General features: G+C 72.1%; 15 protein-coding genes and 1 rRNA gene. 11 read left to right on the top strand and 5 right to left on the bottom strand.

Going from position 1 to position 17,569, the window contains the following annotated elements:
• Positions 1-312: 312 nt before the first annotated feature.
• Positions 313-1,851 (top strand): FAD-binding oxidoreductase, encoded by a 1,539-nt coding sequence (locus AC07DA_RS00080; protein ID WP_479123065.1) that lies wholly within the window; start codon positions 313-315, stop codon positions 1,849-1,851.
• 24 nt (positions 1,852-1,875) lie between these two features.
• Here AC07DA_RS00080 and AC07DA_RS00075 read toward each other — a convergent pair whose 3' ends face one another.
• The 3 genes from AC07DA_RS00075 to AC07DA_RS00065 form a co-directional block, all read right to left on the bottom strand.
• Positions 1,876-2,577: a phosphatase PAP2 family protein gene (locus AC07DA_RS00075; protein ID WP_479123063.1), complete on the bottom strand. Its 702-nt coding sequence runs from the start codon at positions 2,575-2,577 to the stop codon at positions 1,876-1,878.
• Between the two features lie 245 nt (positions 2,578-2,822).
• Entirely contained in the window at positions 2,823-3,824 is a 1,002-nt protein-coding gene (locus AC07DA_RS00070; protein ID WP_479123061.1) for an NlpC/P60 family protein, read from the bottom strand.
• 484 nt (positions 3,825-4,308) lie between these two features.
• On the bottom strand, positions 4,309-5,046 hold the full coding sequence (locus AC07DA_RS00065) for a trypsin-like serine peptidase (protein WP_479123059.1): 738 nt from the start codon (positions 5,044-5,046) through the stop codon (positions 4,309-4,311).
• 569 nt (positions 5,047-5,615) lie between these two features.
• On the opposite strand from AC07DA_RS00065, the gene AC07DA_RS00060 reads away from it, so the two are divergent.
• The 6 genes from AC07DA_RS00060 to AC07DA_RS00035 all read left to right on the top strand — a co-directional run bounded on the left by AC07DA_RS00060 (position 5,616) and on the right by AC07DA_RS00035 (position 12,961).
• The gene (locus AC07DA_RS00060; protein ID WP_004000049.1) at positions 5,616-5,924 is read left to right on the top strand and encodes a hypothetical protein; all 309 of its coding nucleotides are present in this window, start codon (positions 5,616-5,618) and stop codon (positions 5,922-5,924) included.
• Between the two features lie 189 nt (positions 5,925-6,113).
• Positions 6,114-6,944, top strand: a complete 831-nt coding sequence (locus AC07DA_RS00055) for a DUF8175 domain-containg protein (RefSeq protein WP_479123057.1) — start codon at positions 6,114-6,116, stop codon at positions 6,942-6,944.
• A complete protein-coding gene (locus tag AC07DA_RS00050; protein WP_479123055.1) occupies positions 6,934-8,268 on the top strand; it encodes a hypothetical protein in 1,335 nt (444 codons plus the stop codon). Before AC07DA_RS00055 ends, AC07DA_RS00050 begins: the two co-directional genes overlap by 11 nt.
• Positions 8,265-9,821, top strand: coding sequence for an SCO6880 family protein (locus AC07DA_RS00045; protein ID WP_479123053.1), 1,557 nt, complete (start codon positions 8,265-8,267; stop codon positions 9,819-9,821). The genes AC07DA_RS00050 and AC07DA_RS00045 overlap by 4 nt, the downstream gene beginning before the upstream one ends.
• 6 nt (positions 9,822-9,827) lie before the next feature.
• Complete coding sequence (locus tag AC07DA_RS00040; protein WP_479123051.1) at positions 9,828-11,237, top strand: ATP-binding protein; 1,410 nt, start codon at positions 9,828-9,830, stop codon at positions 11,235-11,237.
• Between the two features lie 17 nt (positions 11,238-11,254).
• Positions 11,255-12,961, top strand: coding sequence for a type IV secretory system conjugative DNA transfer family protein (locus tag AC07DA_RS00035; RefSeq protein ID WP_479123049.1), 1,707 nt, complete (start codon positions 11,255-11,257; stop codon positions 12,959-12,961).
• Here the strand turns inward: AC07DA_RS00035 and AC07DA_RS00030 are convergent.
• Positions 12,950-13,519, bottom strand: coding sequence for a GNAT family N-acetyltransferase (locus AC07DA_RS00030; protein WP_479123047.1), 570 nt, complete (start codon positions 13,517-13,519; stop codon positions 12,950-12,952). The two genes, AC07DA_RS00035 and AC07DA_RS00030, sit on opposite strands and share 12 nt — an antisense overlap.
• Before the next feature lie 93 nt (positions 13,520-13,612).
• Here AC07DA_RS00030 and AC07DA_RS00025 point away from each other — a divergent pair, with 93 nt between their 5' ends.
• From AC07DA_RS00025 to AC07DA_RS00010, 4 genes are read left to right on the top strand one after another with little or no spacing between them, the layout of a single operon-like run.
• Positions 13,613-14,533, top strand: coding sequence for an ATP-binding cassette domain-containing protein (locus AC07DA_RS00025; RefSeq protein WP_479123045.1), 921 nt, complete (start codon positions 13,613-13,615; stop codon positions 14,531-14,533).
• Positions 14,530-15,309, top strand: coding sequence for an ABC-2 transporter permease (locus tag AC07DA_RS00020; protein ID WP_479123043.1), 780 nt, complete (start codon positions 14,530-14,532; stop codon positions 15,307-15,309). Before AC07DA_RS00025 ends, AC07DA_RS00020 begins: the two co-directional genes overlap by 4 nt.
• Positions 15,310-15,333: 24 nt before the next feature.
• Positions 15,334-16,578, top strand: coding sequence for a sensor histidine kinase (locus AC07DA_RS00015; RefSeq protein WP_479123041.1), 1,245 nt, complete (start codon positions 15,334-15,336; stop codon positions 16,576-16,578).
• The gene (locus AC07DA_RS00010) at positions 16,575-17,246 is read left to right on the top strand and encodes a response regulator (RefSeq protein WP_479123039.1); all 672 of its coding nucleotides are present in this window, start codon (positions 16,575-16,577) and stop codon (positions 17,244-17,246) included. Before AC07DA_RS00015 ends, AC07DA_RS00010 begins: the two co-directional genes overlap by 4 nt.
• 48 nt (positions 17,247-17,294) lie before the next feature.
• Here the strand turns inward: AC07DA_RS00010 and rrf are convergent.
• Positions 17,295-17,411 (bottom strand): 5S ribosomal RNA (rrf, locus tag AC07DA_RS00005).
• Between the last annotated feature and the right edge of the window lie 158 nt (positions 17,412-17,569).

Raw genomic sequence — 17,569 nt, 5'->3', positions numbered from 1 at the left:
GTATGTGCCCCCGTCACGCGAGCCACGCCGTCCGGCATGCGAAGTCTTCACCCTGGCTGGGTAACGTTGTCGTCGTGGCGCAGCAGGACGGACTGGAACTTCCCCCCCACCTCCCGGAACACCGCACGACGACCATGGAGAGAGGCCGCTTCTGCAGGGCCGAGTGCACCTGCGGCTGGCACGGCCCGGCGAGACGCGCCAGAAGCCAGGCCCGCACGGACGCGCAGCGGCACGCGGCCGGCTGACGGCGCCGCCGTGGAACCCGCACCCACCAGCCGCCCGTCTCCCAGGGCGGAACCACCGGGAGGCACCATGGAACGGCGCTCAGTCCTCACCGCCGCCGCCGCGGCGATCGCCGCGGCGGCGGCCCCCGTCGCCACCGCCTGCACGAACTCGGGCCCCCGCGCCACCGCCACGGCGGCCACCACCAGGACCGGTGCCGCGGCCGCCGACTGGCCGGCCCTCGCCCGTGACCTCGACGGGCCCCTCGTCCGCCCCGGCGACGCCGCCTGGGCGACCGCGCGGCAGCTCTACAACACCCGCTTCGACGGCCTGAAGCCGGCCGCCGTCGCCTACGTGGCCCACCCCGACGACGTCCGCACGGCCCTCGCCTACGCCCGCCGCCGCTCCCTGCGCGTGGCGATCCGCAACGGCGGCCACTCCTACGCCGGCTGGTCCTCCGGCGACGGCCGCCTGGTCATCGACGTCTCGAAGCTCAACCGGGTCCGCGCCTCCGGCACCACCGCCGTGGTCGGCGCCGGCGCCAAACTCATCGACGTCTACCGCGCCCTGGCCGCCAAGGGCGTCACGATCCCGGCCGGCTCCTGTCCCACCGTCGGCGTCTCCGGCCTCACCCTGGGCGGCGGACACGGCGTGGTCTCCCGCGCCTACGGGCTGACCTGCGACAGCCTCACCCGGGCCACCCTGATCACCGCGGACGGCAGGCAGCTCACCGCCGACGCCCGGGAGAACGAGGACCTCTTCTGGGCCCTGCGCGGTGCCGGCAACGGCAACTTCGGCGTGGTGACCGAACTGCACTTCCGCACCCACCCGGCGCCGCAGGGCGTCTCGGCGTACCTGTCCTGGCCCTGGTCGAAGGCGGCGGCGGTGGTGCGGGCCTGGCAGGAGTGGGGCCCGTCCCAGCCCGACGAGATCTGGTCGTCCCTGCACCTGGCGAGCGCCGCCGGCAGCACCCCGACCGTCTCCGTCGCGGCCTTCTCGCTGGGCACGTACGGCGAGCTGAAGAACGCCGTGGACCGCCTCGCCGACCGCGTCGGCGCCCCGGCCCGCGGCGTCTCCCTCAAGCGCCGCTCCTACGAGGAGTCGATGGAGGTGTACGCGGGCTGCTCCTCGTTTCCGACGGACGCCCAGTGCCATCTGCCCGGTTCGACGCCGGGCCGCTCGCCGGAGGGCGCGCTCGGCCGGGAGACCTACGCGGCGGCGTCGGACTTCTTCGACCGCTCCCTCACCGCGGCCGGCATCCGCACGCTGCTGTCGCAGATCGGTTCGGTGCGCGGCGGCACGGGCAGCATCGCGCTCACCGCCCTCGGCGGAGCGGTCAACCGCGTCTCCCCGACGGCCACGGCCTTCGTGCACCGCCGCTCGCGCGTGCTGGCCCAGTACATCGGCGCCTGGCGCGCCGGCACGAGCGGTACGGCGGCCCGGGCCTGGCTGGCCTCGGCCCACCAGGCCATGCGCCCGCACGCCTCGGGCGCGGCCTACCAGAACTACACGGACCCGACCCTGACGAACTGGCGCGAGGCGTACTACGGCGACGCGGCGGCGCGCCTGACGAAGCTGAAGAAGCAGTACGACCCGGACCGCTTCTTCACCTCTCCGCAGGCGCTCTGACCGGCTGCCGGACCGGGCCCGGCACTACGCGGCGAGGTCCCGCTCGGACGCGCGCTCGGCGCGGGACTCGGGGATCACGGCGTCCTGTCCGTCGGTCGCCCGCCCTCTGGCCCGCACCAGCCACCCCGCCCGGGGCGACCGCTCCACCGCCTTCACCACCGGCGTCAACAGGGCCATGGCGAGCGGCGACAGCAGCAGCGCGACCGCCGTGCCGAGCGCGAACCCGCCGATCACGTCCGTCGGGTAGTGCACTCCCATGTAGACCCGGATGAACCCGCCGAACAGCGCCAGCACGATGCCGAACAGGCCGAACTTCCGGTTGGCGACGAACAGTCCGACCGCCATCGCCATGACGAGCGTCGCGTGGTCGCTGACGAACGAGTAGTCGGTCTTGCCCTGGACGAGCACCTCGAGCCCCTGGTGGTCGAGGAACGGCCGGGGGCGTTCCACGAAGCCCCGTATCGGCACGTTGACCAGGACCGCCACGCCGGCCGCCAGGGGCGCCCAGATCAGCGCCGCGACCGTGGAGGCCGCGTCCTCGTCGCCCCGGCGCCGGACGGACCACCAGCACCACACCACGAGCAGGACGACGGCGAGCAGCAGGCCGTACTCGCCCACGTACTCCATGACGCGGTCGAACCAGGGCGGCGCGTCCTTGGCCAGGCCATTGATGTCGTACAGCAGGTCGACGTCGGGGTTCGACCCGGAATCGGCGAGTCCAGCCATGGTGCTGCGGCCCCTTCGTCGTCTCTTCCGGCGCACCCGTGCGTGCGCCGCTCCTGACACCCCCGTGGTTGTAGATCCGCTTCCGCTGCACGCGTGCGTGACACGTGCGTGTTGACGTCCGCTCGGCTACGTCACCAGGAACGCATGGTCCCCGTTGATACGTTCCACACTCCACCGAATGATCACGCAGACGTTATCGAAGAGAGATACGTCGTCGCAGCTCAGGGGGTGGGTTCACGCTCGGTTCACACCGTCGTGGGGAGCGCTTTCGCGCCATCTTCGGTGACTCTGGTCGCCCCGAAGTAGTCGGGGGTGTCGATCGGGTCGAACCGGATGACCGCACCCGTCCGCGGCGCGTCGATCATGTACCCGCCTCCGACATAAATGCCGACATGCCGGATGGCACGGGAATTGGTGAGGTCGTCCGAGAAGAACACCAGGTCTCCCGGCAGCAGTTCGTCCCGGGAAGGGTGCGGCCCCGCGTTGTACTGGTCGTTGGCGACGCGCGGGAGCGTGATGCCCACGCTCTTGTACGCGGCCTGGGTCAGTCCGGAGCAGTCGAAGCGTCCGCCCTGCTCAGGGGTGCCGGTGCCGCCCCACAGGTAGAGCGTGCCGAGCTTCTTCTGCGCGTACTCGATGGCGCCGGCCGCCTGCCGGGAGGGATCGACCCGGCCGACGGGCGCCGCGAAGCTCTCGGAGAGGGCCGTGATCCGCTTCACGTAGTTCTGCGTCTCGCTGTACGGCGGCACGCCCCCGTACTTGATCACCGCATAGGCCCCGGCGTTGTAGGCGGCCAGCATGTTTTCGGTCAGATTCCCGCCCACCTTCTTCACGTACGACGCGAGTTCGCAGTCGTACGACGCGGCGGAGGGGATCGCGTCCTTCGGGTCCCACACGTCGCGGTCGCCGTCGCCGTCGCCGTCGATGCCGTGGGTGGCCCAGGTGCCGGGGATGAACTGCGCTATGCCCTGCGCGGCGGCGTGGCTCTGGGCCCTGGGGTTGAAGCCGCTCTCCTGGTACAGCTGGGCGGCGAGCAGGGCCGGGCTGATGGCGGGGCAGAGGTTGCCCCACTTGGCGACGAGCGACGCGTACGCCGCGGGCACCGAGCCCTTGGCCAGTGCCTTCGCCCCGCCGCCCACGCCGTTGACGATGTTCCCGGCGACGAGGTAGACGCCGATGACGAGCAGCATCACGAAGGCAAGCGCCGAGCTGATCGCAACACTCGCCACGATCCATGCCTTACGCACCGTCAACCGCCCCTCGCCGCCCGGGAGTCCGTCGCTCAGTGTAGAGGCGGCGGTCGCACACCGGAATGATCACGGGGAGGAGAGTCGGGAGGAGGACCGGGGCGGACGGGGGAACGGAGGGCGGCACGACGAGCACGGGAGGGGCACGGCGGTCAGGCCACGGGCTCGGCGGGGCATGTCCTGGGCACGGCGGTCAGGCCACGGGCTCGGCGGGGCATGTCCTGGGCACGGCGAGCACGCCACGGGCTCGGCGAGCACGATGCGGCACGACGAGCACGCCACGGCACAGCGGACACGCAGCCGGTACGGCGGACACGCGGCCGGTACGGCGGACACGCAGCCGGTGCAGCGGGCACACGGACGGCACAGTGGGCACGCGGTGGTGGCGTGAGCCGGGCCCGCGGTGGCATGGGTCGGGCGTGCGGTCGGCCCGAGGCGGGTCACGGGACCGCAACCGGCGCATCGGAGTGTGTCGTGGCCGGCGTCACGGATCACCCGCCGCTTCCCGGTACAGCCGCGCCGCCTCCGCGCCGAGGACCACGCTGTAGGAGACGTCCGGGGTGATCCCGCCGTCGTCGTGGCCGCCGAGGACGCCCACGACCTGCCCGTCCCCGTTCACCCAGGGACTGCCGCTCGTGCCGCCACTGAAGCCGGGGCAGGCGAGGCGCTGCTGGGTCCGGCTGTGCGCGACCGGCCTGTTGGTGCAGCTGACGGGCGTCTCGCGGGCGTCGGGGTACCCGGTGACGGTCACCGCCGTGGCGCCCGTCGCCGTACCGGTGGCGAACCTGTTCCCGCCGACGGCGTCCTCGACGCCCTCACTTCCTCTGGGCGCGACCACGGCGAAGGCCACGTCGCTGTCCTCGTGCCGGCCCTCGACCCACCCCCGCGGCAGGAACCGCCGCCGCACCCGCCACACGCCGTGGGGCGCACGCCCGTCACGGTACCCGGGCACGAACACCAGGTCCCCGCCCCCGCCGAGGCAGTGGGCGGCGGTGACGACGAGGTTCCGGTACGGGGCGTCGACCACGGAGGCCGTGCAGAAGTGCCCGCCGGCCAGGCGCCCGGCCCGCCCGGCGGGCACGAGCACCCCGACCCGGGCGCTGCCCGCGCTCGCCCGCGCGGTGACGGTCACCCCGAGGGGCCCGGCCCCGTTGTCGGCGACGGCGGTGGAGGCGGAGGTGAGGGCGGCGAGGACCACGGCGAGGGACAGGACGCGCTTCATCGCAGTCACGGTGGCCGACGAAGGTGAGAGGAACGTGTGCCTCACGCGGCGCGGCACCCACCCGGCCGAATTCCCCTCCGCGAACCCTCGGCGAACCGTCCGCGACCCCTCGGCGCCCCCACCGGCCGGCGCCCCCACCCGTGACGGACCGTCACCGGCGGATCCGCCGCCCGGGGCTGTGGGGCCCGGGGACCCGTTCGCCGTGCCGGGTAGCCTTCACCCGGAGAACAACGGCGCGACCACTCACCCGACCAGCCGTCAGGAACCGTCCGGGAAGGTGAGAAAGGTCGCAGGAGGGCACAACGACGGAACCGCACTCCAGGTTTCGCTCAGGCCTCATTGCCCGGCGTGACCTGCCGTGATACACAGAGTGACCATACGATCCTTCGTACACCGTCCGGCGCCTCCCCTTAGGCTCCGGAGCGGAACGGTGGCAAGGTATTCGTACGAAACCCGCCAATCAATGACGCCAAGTCGACATGCGACAGCGTCATTGTCGGCGAGAATGAGGCCTGACCTCTGCACGACCGCAGAGGATGCGGAACTACCCAACAGGGGCGGTGACTTACATGCTCTTTGCGGCCGACAAGGGAGACATCAACACCATCATCGGCGGGATCGCTCCGGACTGGGGCCCCTTCGGCAGCCTGGGCAACGAGGCCAAGGTGATGATCGAGGTGGTGATGGCGGTCGCCATCCTGATCTGCCTCGGCATCGCCATCTGGGGCGCCGCCAAGCAGCGCATCGGTGCCACGGCCCTGCGGGACACCTTCAGCGCGGAACAGGGCAAGGGCCTCATCATCGCGGGCCTCACGGGAGTCTTCATCATCGGCTCCCTCGGCACGCTGTTCACCATCGTGTACGGCATGGCCGTGTAGGCCGGGCACCGTCCGCCCCGGCCGGACACGCCCGGCTCCCCCTCCATCCCACCCGCCCGTCGTGCCCACCGGCTGAGGTTGCGTTTCCCTGATGTCGAGTCACCACACCGCGCCCGCGCGGGAACCAGCACGGCTACCGTCGTACGAGGAGCACGTGTATCCGTACGACGTCGAGGGGGCGTACGCGGCATGAGTCTCGGTGACGAGCGTGACACCTCCGGCGGCTACGGCGGCACGGGCCAGACCCGCACCCGCCTCCCCGACCCCGCCACGGACCCCTACGGCGCCCCCCGCCGCTCCCCGCGCTCCTCGTCCCGCAGCCTGGTCACGGTGGTGGGAGTGGTGGTCCTCCTGATCGCGGCGATCGCCTTCGCGAACCGGGGAGGCGGTGACTCGTCCTCCGGGGGTGACAGCGCCGACAAACCCGAAACGGCGCCGACGGCCCCCACGGGGGAACGCCCGGTACGGACGAAGTTGGGCGCCATCCCCTCCGGTTTCGCGCATGACCAGCAGGGGGCGGAGAGCGCGGCGGCGAACTACGCGGTGGTGCTGGTCTCGGCCGACATCCTCAAGCCCGCGAGGCGGCCGGAGATCGTCCGTCAGGTGTTCGACGCCGGCAGGGTCGCCGCACTGGAGAAGGACCTCGACCGGGTGTACGACAAGGCGTTCCTCGACAAGGTCGGCCTGGACGAAAACGGCGAGGCACCGAAGGGCAGCACGTACGTGTCGCGCACCATGCCGGTCGGCACCAAGACGACCGACTTCTCGGGCGGGACCGCCACCGTCGAGGTCTGGTGCACGGGCGTGTACGGGATGACGGGAGTGAGCTCGCAGAACCCGGTCACCAACGACTGGTTCACGATGACCCTGCAGATGCGCTGGACCGACGGCGACTGGAAGGTCGACAGCTTCTCCCAGAAGGAAGGCCCGGCGCCGGTCAACGGCGACAACAAGGTGTCGCCGTCGGACGTCATCTCGAAGGCCGTCGAGGAGTTCGGAGGGTTCACGTATGCCCGGTAGCCCGCGCCGCGGAGCGAAGGTCGTGGCAACCCTCGCCGCCGTACACACGGCCATGGTCCTGTTCGCCACCAGGGCGGTCGCGGCCCCCACGCCCACACCCTCCCCCTCGCCCAGCAACGACAACTGCTCCCTGCTCTCCGGCAGGGCCAGGGAGATCTGCGAGGGCGACACCGGAAGCGGCGGAGGCGGCGGCGCCGATCGCCTCGACCCCACCTCCACCCTCGACCCCCTCTCCTCCCTCGCCAAGGGCTGTGCCGACGCCGCCGCGTGGACCGTCGGCAAGCTCAGCGACGCCGTGAAGGAGACGGCGAACGTCGACTTCACGAACCCCAGGTTCCTCCAGCAGTACGCCGTCGTCTTCGCCGCCTCGACGATCCTCACGCTCCTGCTGTGGCTCCTGGCCGTCGCCAAGCGGGCCGTCCGCGGCGTGCCCCTGACCACCGCCCTGTCCGAGGCCATCGGGTTCCTCTGGCTGACCGTCCTCGCCTCCGCCTTCACGCCCCTGATCCTCTACACCGTCGTCTCCGCCACCGACGGCATCACCGAGGTCCTCGCCAAGGCCACCGGCGACCAGACCGACGCCTTCTTCGGCACCTTCTCCGAGGCCCTGAAGAAGGGCGAGGACATCGGCGGCGGCCCGATCATGCTGATCGTCGTCTCCCTGGTCAGCATCCTCGCCGCCGGAGTCCTCTGGCTGGAACTCGTCATCCGTGCGGCCCTGCTCTACGTCGGCGCCCTCCTCGGCACCGTCGTCTACGCCGGCCTCGTCGACAAGAACCTCTGGGGCCACGTCCGCCGCTGGGCGGGCATCATGATCGCGGTGATCCTCGTCAAGCCCGTCATCGTGATCGTGCTCGGCCTCGCCGGCGCGCTCTCCGCCGACGACGGCCCCGACGCCTTCTCCGCCGTCGTCTCCGGCCTCGCCATCATCCTGCTCGCCATCTTCGCCAGCGCGATGATCTACCGCTTCGTCCCCGGCTTCGGCGACGAGATCGCCGGTTCCCGCAACAACCGCATCATGCAGGGCGCCGAGAGCAAGGCCGCGGCCGTCATCAGCTCCCCGGCGTCCCTGGTCGCGCAGGGCATCAAGACGCACAGCACCCGCGCCGACCACAACGGCGGAGGCGGCCAGTCGTCCGCCCCCCGCCCCAGCAACCCCGCATCCGGCGGGGTCGCCGCGCACAGCGCGCGCACCTCGAACGGCGGCGGCGGACCTGTCCCCTCCGCCGCACCGGCTCCCCGTTCGAGCAGCCCCGTCAACACTCCCCACGCCAGCAGCACCCGCAACAGCAGTACCAACCGCTCGGGAGGTGAAGGGCGTTGACGACCGAGTCCCACGTGTCCCATCCGGTCACGCCCCGCCGTACGTATCTGATCGGCCGCGCCCGGCCGAACGCGATCATCGGCCGCAACCGCGAGACCGGCGAGATCGCCCTGATCGTCGTGGGCGCGTTCCTCGGCATGATGTGCGGGCTCCTCGTCCCGGTGCTGTCCCTGCGCATCGTGCTGCTCGCCGGGTTCCCGATGCTGGCGCTGGCCGCGGTCTACGTGCCGTACAAGCACCGCACGTTCTACAAGTGGTTCGAGATCAACCGCAGCTACAAGCGCACCCTCAAGCGGGGCGCCGCCTACCGCTCCACCGCCGTCGAGGCCGGCACCCGCCTCGACGGACGCGAGGTCGAGGTCGGCCCGCCCCCGGGCATCGGCCGCATCACCTGGCTCTCCGCCCCCTTCGGGCCCGACGAGATCGCCGTCCTGCTGCACGCCGACCGCAAGACCGTCACCGCCGCCATCGAGATCGAGGGCCCCGGCGTCGGCCTGCGCGACAGCGAGGACCAGGAGGCCCTGGTCGACCGCTTCGGCACGCTGCTCAAGCACGTGGCCAACGGCGACGGCTTCGTCACCCGCCTGCAGATGCTGGCCCGCACCCTCCCGGCCGACCCGGACGCCCACGCCAAGGACGTCGCCGTCCGCGGCGACGACAAGGCCCCGCCGTGGCTGCAGGAGTCCTACGAGCAGCTCCAGTCCATGGTGTCGACCAGCAGCGAGCAGCACCGCGCCTACCTCGTCGCCTGCATGCACTACACCCGCGACCTCGCCGCCGAGGCCAACGCCATGGCCCGGGCCGCCCGCGCGCACGGCGGCAAGGTCGACCGCGACGCCGGGCTCGCCGTCGTCATGGCGCGCGAGCTCACCGACATCTGCTCGCGCCTGCAGGAGGCCGACATCCGCGTCCGCCAGCCGCTCGGCCAGAGCCGGCTGTCCTCGCTGATCCACTCCATGTACGACCCTGACCACCCGATCGACCACATCCAGGCGATGACCAAGCGCAACGCCTGGCCGGCCGAGCTGGACGCCATGGAGCCCACCTACCTCCAGGCCAAGACCCGCGAGTCCTCCACCCGCGCCCCCTGGTGCCACGCCACCGCCTGGGTGAAGGAGTGGCCGATGACCCCCGTCGGCGTCAACTTCCTCGCCCCGCTGCTCGTCCACACCCCGGACGTCATCCGCACGGTCGCCGTCACCATGGACCTGGAACCCACCGAGGTCGCCATCGAGCGCATGCTCACCGAGAAGACCAACGACGCGGCCGAGGCGTCCCGCGCCGCCAAGATGAACCGCACGGTCGACCCGCGCGACGTCGCCGCCCACTCCCGGCTCGACCAGCGCGGCGAGGACCTCGCCAGCGGCGCCGCCGGCGTCAACCTCGTCGGCTACATCACCGTCAGCTCCCGCTCCCCCGACGCCCTCGCCCGCGACAAGCGCACGATAAGGGCCTCGGCCGGAAAGTCGTACCTCAAGCTGGAATGGTGCGACCGCGAGCACCACCGCGCCTTCGTCAACACCCTTCCCTTCGCCACCGGCATCCGGAGGTAGGACCTCATGCGGGATCCGCTGTCCGTCCTCACCGAGGCCTTCACGTCCTTCCTCTTCGGGAAGGTCGAGACGACCCGGCTCCCGGTGCGCACGTCCACGGGCCAGGCCCAGGCGGTCTACCTCCCGACCGCCGCCCCCGGCCTCGGCGACTCCGGCGTCATCATCGGCCGCGAGGTGTACTCCGGAAAGGGCTACATCTACGACCCCTTCCAGCTCTACGGCCAGCAGCTCCCCGCCCCCCACTGGCTGGTCCTCGGGGAGTCCGGCAACGGCAAGTCGGCGCTGGAGAAGACGTACGTCCTGCGCCAGCTCCGCTTCCGCGACCGCCAGGTCGTCGTCCTGGACGCCCAGGGCGAGGACGGCGTCGGCGAGTGGAACCTCATCGCGCAGGAACTGGGGATAACTCCCATCCGCCTGGACCCCATGGCCGCCCTGGACATGGGCATCCGCCTCAACCCGCTCGACCCCGCGATCACCACGACGGGCCAGCTGGCGCTGCTCCGCACGATCATCGAGGTCGCGATGGGCCACGGCCTGGACGAGCGCTCCGGCTTCGCCCTGAAGGTCGCGCACGCCTACGTCAACGAGACGATCGTCGACCGCCAGCCCGTGCTGTCCGACATCGTGGAGCAACTGCGCCACCCCGAGCCGAAGTCCGCCGAGGCCATGAACGTCGCCATAGACGACGTCCGCGCCTGGGGCCTGGACGTCGCGCTCGTCCTGGACCGGCTCGTCGACGGTGACCTGCGGGGCATGTTCGACGGCCCCACCACGGTCGGCATCGACCTGGACGCGCCGCTGATCGTCTTCGACCTTTCCCACATCGACCGCAACTCCATCGCCATGCCCATCCTCATGGCGATCGTCGGCGTGTGGCTGGAGCACACCTGGATCCGCCCCGACCGGAAGAAGCGCATCTTCCTGGTCGAGGAGGCCTGGCACATCATCAACAGCCCCTTCGTGGCGCAGCTGTTCCAGCGCCTGCTGAAGTTCGGCCGCCGCCTGGGCCTGTCCTTCGTCGCGGTCGTCCACCACCTGTCCGACGTCGTCGACGGCGCGGCGGCCAAGGAGGCGGCGGCGATCCTCAAGATGGCCTCGACCAGGACGATCTACGCCCAGAAGGCCGACGAGGCCAGAGCCACCGGCCGCGTCCTCGGCCTGCCCCGCTGGGCCGTCGAGATCATCCCGACCCTCACCCCCGGCATCGCCGTCTGGGACGTCAACGGCAACGTCCAGGTCGTCAAACACCTGGTCACGGAGACCGAACGCCCGCTGGTCTTCACCGACCGGGCGATGACGGAGTCCTCCATCGACCACGCGGACGACGCCCTGCACGCCGCCGAGCGCGAGGCGGAGGCACGGGCCGCCGCCTTCGTGGAGCACCACATCGGCGATTCCGAATCGACGGTGGCGTAGGCGCAGGGGAGGCACGCGTGAGACCGGACGACCACCGCACCCAGCGGGACTCCCAGGGAGGCATCCCCGACGGCCTGCTCGTCGGCATACTCGCGTTCCTCCTCGGCATGACCCTGCTGGCGTGGACGGCCACGGGCCTGGCCGGCCTGTTCGCGCACGGTTCCTGGCCGTCCGGCGTCACCTTCGTCCGCACGCCCCTGGCCATGCGCCACCTCGTCGCCCAGCCGCACGACATCCCCGGCGCCTGGCCCGGCACACCCCCCGGCGACCTCTCCGGCTACGGCCTGTTCTGGGGCCTGTTCATCGGCCAGCTGATGATCCTGGTCGTCCTGGCGGTGTTCGTGATGGGCACGCTGGCCAGGTGGCGGGCGGTCCGGGCGAGGCGCCGCCTGGGGGCGGCGACGGCGGCGGAGGGCCGGCACGGGGCACCGGCCCGGCAGGCGACGCCCGGCCCGGTGCGGCACGACGCCCCAGCCCAGCATCCGGCGCCGGCCGCAACCCAGCACGACATCCCCACCACGGCCCAGCAAGCGCCCCCGGGCCCAGCTCAGCACAACACCCCCGCCCCAGCCCGGCATCCGGCGCCAGACGCAGCGCAGCACGACGTCCCCACCACGGCCCGGTCCGCCCCACCGCTGCCGCCCACCGCCCCCGCCCCGGCCCCGCACGACGTCCCCACCCCCCGCCGCGCCGCCCCCGAGCCCACCCACCTCCTGGAGCCGACCGCCCCCCTGGCCCCCACCCCGGCGGCCACGCCCGCGACCCCGGCCTCCCTGTTCGGCCAAGGGCGCGGGGGCGGGTGGGAGAAAATCCTCGTGGCCCCACGGGAAGCCCGCCAGACCACCGCGGCCCAGGCCGTACGCGACGCGGAGGGCCCCGCCCTGGTCGTCACCTCCAACCCCGCCCTCTGGCAGGAGACGAAGGACCCCCGCTCCAAGCTGGGCCCCACCCACCTCTACGACCCCGCCCACCTCTGCAACACCCCCTCCCGCCTCCACTGGTCCCCCACCACCGGCTGCGAGGACCCACGGACCGCGGCGGCGAGAGCCACCGCCCTGCTCACCCCCGTACGCCCCACCGCCAAACTCGACCAGGCCGTCACCGACACGGCCACCACCCTGCTGCGGAGCTACCTGCACGCCGCCGCCATCGACGGCCGCACCATCCGCCACGTCCACCGCTGGTCCCAGGGCACCCAGATCCAGGACGCCGTCCGCATCCTGCGCACCAGCCCCAAGGCCGCCCCCGGCTCGGCGGGCGAACTCGAAGGCGCCCTCACCGCCCACCCGGAACGGCGGGACGTCGCCCAGCAGCTGACCACTCGTGCCCTGGCCGCGCTCTCCACGGTCAACATCCGCGAGGCCTGCACTCCCAACCGAACTGATGCCCTCGCCTTGGATTCCTTCGTCCACGAAGGGGGCACGCTTTATGTGGTCGGTGAATCCATCGAGGACCCCAGGACCAACCCGGGCGCGATGCCCTTCCTGACGGCCCTCGTCTCCAGCGTGGTCGAGCGCGGCCGGCGCATGGCCGAACGGTCATCCTCCGGTCGCCTCGACCCACCACTGACCCTCGTCCTCGACGACGTCGCGGCCGTGGCCCCGCTGCCCCAGCTCCCGGAGCTGCTGGCCACCGGAGCCGAGCGGGGCCTGCCGACCCTGGCCCTGCTCCGCTCCCGCGAGCAGGGCCGCGCCCGCTGGCCGCACGACGAACTACCGGTCTGAGAACGACCCCGCCACCGGGCCCCGCTCCAACACGAACTCCAGCTCCCGCTCCCCGGAGTCCCCCAGCGGCACGGTCACCCCGCTCGGCACGAACCCCACCCGCCGGTAGAACCGCTGCGCGCGTCCGTTCTCCTCGTGCACGATGAGCCGCACCCGCTCCAGCCCGCGCCCCCACGACCACTCCAGGGCCGCGTCGAACAGCACCTCGGTCAGCCCGCTCCCGCGCTCCTCGGGCCGCACGAACACGCCGACCAGATGCCCCTGCTTCCGCTCCACCGGAAACCCGGCCCAGTCGGTCGTCCCGGGCTCCTCCACGAGCACGGTCACCGTCGCCACCCACCGCCCGTCCGGCGCCTCGGCGATGATCTGCTGCCGCGCGTCCGCCCCCTCGGCGGCACCGGCCGTCCGCTCCCGCCAGAAGGCATCCGGCCGGGCCACGGCCTCCTCGTACGTCTCCAGGAAGGCCAGGTGCGCCACCGGATCCCGCAGCGCCGCCAGCCGCAACTCCCTCGCCGCGGGCCACTCGTCGGCACGGACGGACCGGATCACATAGCTCATGCGGGCCACCGTAGTACCCGGGTACGACAGCCCTCACCCCGATGACCACCCCGGTCCGACGCCCGCCGCCCCCGCGCCCACGAGCATCGAACCATGCTGACCGCACACGAACTGACCAAACGCTACGGCGACCGGACGGTCGTCACGGACCTGTCCTTCACCGTCCGCCCCGGCACCGTCACCGGCTTCCTCGGCCCCAACGGCGCAGGCAAGTCCACGACCATGCGCATGCTCCTGGGCCTGGACGCCCCCACCCGCGGCCACGCCACCGTGAACGGCCGCTCCTACGCCGCCCACCCCGCGCCCCTCACCGAGGTCGGCGCCCTGCTGGAGGCCCGCTCGGTCCACCCCGGCCGCACCGCCTACCACCACCTGCGCGCCCTGGCCCACACCCACGGCATCCCCGGCTCCCGGGTCGAGCACGTGCTGGGCCTCACCGGCCTGACCGACGTGGCCCACCGCCGCGTCAAGGGCTTCTCCCTCGGCATGGGACAGCGCCTGGGCATCGCCGCCGCCCTCCTCGGCGACCCGGCCGTCCTCCTCCTCGACGAGCCGGTCAACGGCCTCGACCCGGAGGGCGTGCTGTGGATCCGCACCCTGCTCAAGTCCCTGGCCGCGGAGGGCCGCACGGTCTTCGTCTCCTCGCACCTGATGAGCGAGACGGCCCTCACCGCCGAGCACCTCGTCATCATCGGCCGCGGCCGCCTCCTCGCCGACACCACGGTCACCGACTTCGTCCGCGACTCCGGCGCCGGCACCACCAAGGTCGTCACCCCGCAGGCCACCGCCCTCGCGCGCCTCCTCTCCGCCCCCGGCGTCGACATCACCACCGACACCCCCGGCACCCTCCAGGTCCGCGGCACCGACGCCCGGCACATCGGCGACACGGCAGCCGCCCACGGCATCCCCCTGTACGGACTCACCCCCAACGCCGCCTCCCTGGAGGAGGCGTTCATGGACCTCACCCGCGACGCGCTGGAATACCCGGCGACCCTCGAAGGAGCAGCGGCATGACCACGGCGACCCTCCCCTACCGCGTGACACCCGCCCGCGTCCTGCGCTCCGAGTGGCACAAGCTCCGGACCCTGCGCTCCACCTGGATCAACCTCGCCGTCACGAGCCTGCTGACCGCCGCGATGGGCGCGGGCCTGGGCGCCGCCTACGACGGCTCCGGCGAAGGCGGCATGGACCCCGTCGTGTTCGCCCTGCTCGGCACCCAGTTCGCCACGATCAACCTCGGCGTGCTGGGCATCCTGGCCACAGCGGGCGAGTACTCCACCGGCCAGATCCGCGCCACCCTGACCGCGGTCCCGCGCCGCCTGCCCGTCCTGTGGTCCAAGGCCGCCGTCCTGACCGCGGTCGCCCTCCCCCTCACCCTGGCGACGAACCTCCTGACCTTCCCGCTCGCCCAGTCCTTCCTCACCGGCACCGACCTGTCCGCCTCCCTCGGCGACCCCGGCGTCCTGCGGGCCCTCGCGGGCAACGCGGCCGGCCTCACCCTCCTCGCCGTCCTCGCCCTCGCCCTCGGCGCCCTCCTGCGCTCGGTCCCGACGGCCATCGGCGCCTACATCGGCCTGATCATGATCCTCCCGGAGGTCCTCGCGATGCTCCCCTACGACGCCGTCGACAGCGCCGTCCGCTACTTCCCGGGCAAGGCCCTGGAAGCCCTCACCACAGCCCAGCCCCAGCCCGGCACGGCCTCCCCGGGCGGCGCCCTGCTCGCCATGCTGCTGTGGACGGCGACGACCCTGGCCCTGGCCGCGTGGGTCCTGCGCCGCCGGGACGTCTGACACCCGGCCCCGGCAACCCGCACCATGGACCCCGTGACGACGGAAGACCGGGCACCGGAGCCCCTCACCGAGTACGCCCACCGCCTCACCCGCCGGGTGCGCGCCTTCGACCGCCGCCATCCGCTGCTGTGGGACCTGCACTTCGCCGGTTTCTGGATGACGGCCGCCCTGATCGACTACATCGGCGGCGGCTGGCAGCACAACGCCCACCGCCAGGACGTCCCCGGCTGGCTCCTCCTCACCCTCAGCCTCGGCTTCTCGCTCCCCCTGCTCTGGCGCCGCAGCCACCCGGGGACGGTCCTGGCCGCCATGACGCCCCTGGCCCTCGCCAACGCCTGGACCGGCGCCGCCCTCCAGGCCTCCCTGCTCCAGCTGGTCCTCGTCTACCACCTGGCCCTGCGCCGTCCCCTGCGCCACCTGTGGTGGGCCACCGCCCTGCTTTTGGCACCGGTCCTCGTCTCGGTGCTCCGGCACGGCGAAGGCAGCTGGGACCAGCAGATCGGCTCGCAGCTGATGTCCCTCACGGTGGCCGCCCTCATCGGCGTCACGGTCCGCACCCGCCGCACCTACACCGAGGCCCTGGAGGACCGCGCCCGCCGCCTGGAGACCGAACGCGACCAGCAGGCCCAGCTGGCCACCGCCGCCGAACGCGCCCGCATCGCCCGCGAGATGCACGACATCATCGGCCACAACCTCTCCGTCATCACCGGCCTGGCCGACGGCGGCCGGTACGCGGCCGGCAAGTCCCCCGAACGCGCCGCGCAGGCCCTCGACGCCATCGCCACGACCAGCCGCCAGGCCCTCACCGAACTGCGCCGGCTCCTGGACGTCCTGCGCGAGGAGGAGAAGGAGCGGGCCGACCTGACCCCCCAGCCCGGTCTCACGGACCTGGCCCCCCTCCTCGCCGGCGTCCGCTCCGCAGGCCTGCCCGTACGCACCACGGCCCGGGGCACCCCCACCCTCCCCCCGGGCCGCCAGCTCACCGTCTACCGCGTCGTCCAGGAAGCGCTCACCAACACCCTGAAGCACGCCGGCCCCGGCACGACAGCGGAGATAGACGTGGACTACGGCGACAAGGCCGCCGTCACCGTCACCATCACGGACACGGGCCGGGGCGGCCCGGCGGCCGCCCCGGGCGGAGGCCGCGGACTACCGGGAATGCGCGAGCGAACCGCCCTCTACGGCGGCACACTTGAGGCCGGCCCCCGCCCCCACCCGGAGCGGGGCTGGCGCGTCCGCCTACACCTCCCGGAGGAAACCCCGCAGTGACCACGGTCCTCATCGCCGACGACCAGCCCCTGCAACGCTTCGGCTCCCGCATGCTCCTGGAGAGCCAGGACGACCTGGCGGTCGTCGGCGAGGCGACGAACGGCAGCGAAGCCGTCCGCCTGGCCGCCGAGCTCCACCCCGACGTCGTCCTCATGGACATCCGCATGCCCGGGCTGGACGGCATCGAGGCGACCCGCCGCATCACGGCGGCCGGCGACCGCACCCGCATCCTCATCGTCACGACGTTCGACCTGGACGAGTACGCCTACGCCGGTCTCCGCGCCGGCGCCTCCGGCTTCCTCGTCAAGGACGCCCAGCCGGAGGAACTCCTGGCCGGCATCCGCGCGGTCGCCACGGGCGACGCGGTCGTGGCCCCCAGCCTCACCCGCCGCCTCCTGGACGCCTACGTGCACCACCTGCCGACGGACCCGGCCAGGGAGAGGACCCGCCAGGAGGACCCCCGCCTGGCCTCCCTCACGGACCGGGAACGGGAGATCCTCACGGTCATCGGCCAGGGCTGGACGAACACCGAGATAGCGGCCCGTCTGCACCTCGCCGAATCCACGGTGAAAACCCACGTGGGCCGGATCCTCGCGAAGACCGGCTCCCGTGACCGCATTCAGGCGGTCATCCTGGCGTACGACACGAAACTGGTGGAGCCGTCGTGAAAACACAAAAAGACCCACACCATAAGGTGTGGGCCTTTTTGAATAATTGTTCGGCGGCGTCCTACTCTCCCACAGGGTCCCCCCTGCAGTACCATCGGCGCTGTAAGGCTTAGCTTCCGGGTTCGGAATGTAACCGGGCGTTTCCCCTACGCTATAACCACCGAAACACTATGAAACTGTCCAGCCGCACCACGTGTGGCACGTGGGGCTGTTCGTGGTTTCAGAACCAACACAGTGGACGCGAGCAACTGAGGACAAGCCCTCGGCCTATTAGTACCGGTCACCTCCACCAGTTACCTGGCTTCCAGATCCGGCCTATCAAC

The sequence above is a fragment of the Streptomyces sp. NPDC044921 genome (assembly GCF_056432865.1).
This window is presented reverse-complemented; position numbering and strand designations above follow the sequence as displayed.

Coding starts and splice junctions, on each gene's coding strand:
- AC07DA_RS00080 (WP_479123065.1), top strand. CDS start 313: ATGGAACGGCGCTCAGTCCTCACCGCCGCCGCCGCGGCGATCGCCGCG.
- AC07DA_RS00075 (WP_479123063.1), bottom strand. CDS start 2,577: ATGGCTGGACTCGCCGATTCCGGGTCGAACCCCGACGTCGACCTGCTG.
- AC07DA_RS00065 (WP_479123059.1), bottom strand. CDS start 5,046: ATGAAGCGCGTCCTGTCCCTCGCCGTGGTCCTCGCCGCCCTCACCTCC.
- AC07DA_RS00060 (WP_004000049.1), top strand. CDS start 5,616: ATGCTCTTTGCGGCCGACAAGGGAGACATCAACACCATCATCGGCGGG.
- AC07DA_RS00055 (WP_479123057.1), top strand. CDS start 6,114: ATGAGTCTCGGTGACGAGCGTGACACCTCCGGCGGCTACGGCGGCACG.
- AC07DA_RS00050 (WP_479123055.1), top strand. CDS start 6,934: ATGCCCGGTAGCCCGCGCCGCGGAGCGAAGGTCGTGGCAACCCTCGCC.
- AC07DA_RS00040 (WP_479123051.1), top strand. CDS start 9,828: ATGCGGGATCCGCTGTCCGTCCTCACCGAGGCCTTCACGTCCTTCCTC.
- AC07DA_RS00030 (WP_479123047.1), bottom strand. CDS start 13,519: ATGAGCTATGTGATCCGGTCCGTCCGTGCCGACGAGTGGCCCGCGGCG.
- AC07DA_RS00025 (WP_479123045.1), top strand. CDS start 13,613: ATGCTGACCGCACACGAACTGACCAAACGCTACGGCGACCGGACGGTC.
- AC07DA_RS00020 (WP_479123043.1), top strand. CDS start 14,530: ATGACCACGGCGACCCTCCCCTACCGCGTGACACCCGCCCGCGTCCTG.
- AC07DA_RS00015 (WP_479123041.1), top strand. CDS start 15,334: ATGGACCCCGTGACGACGGAAGACCGGGCACCGGAGCCCCTCACCGAG.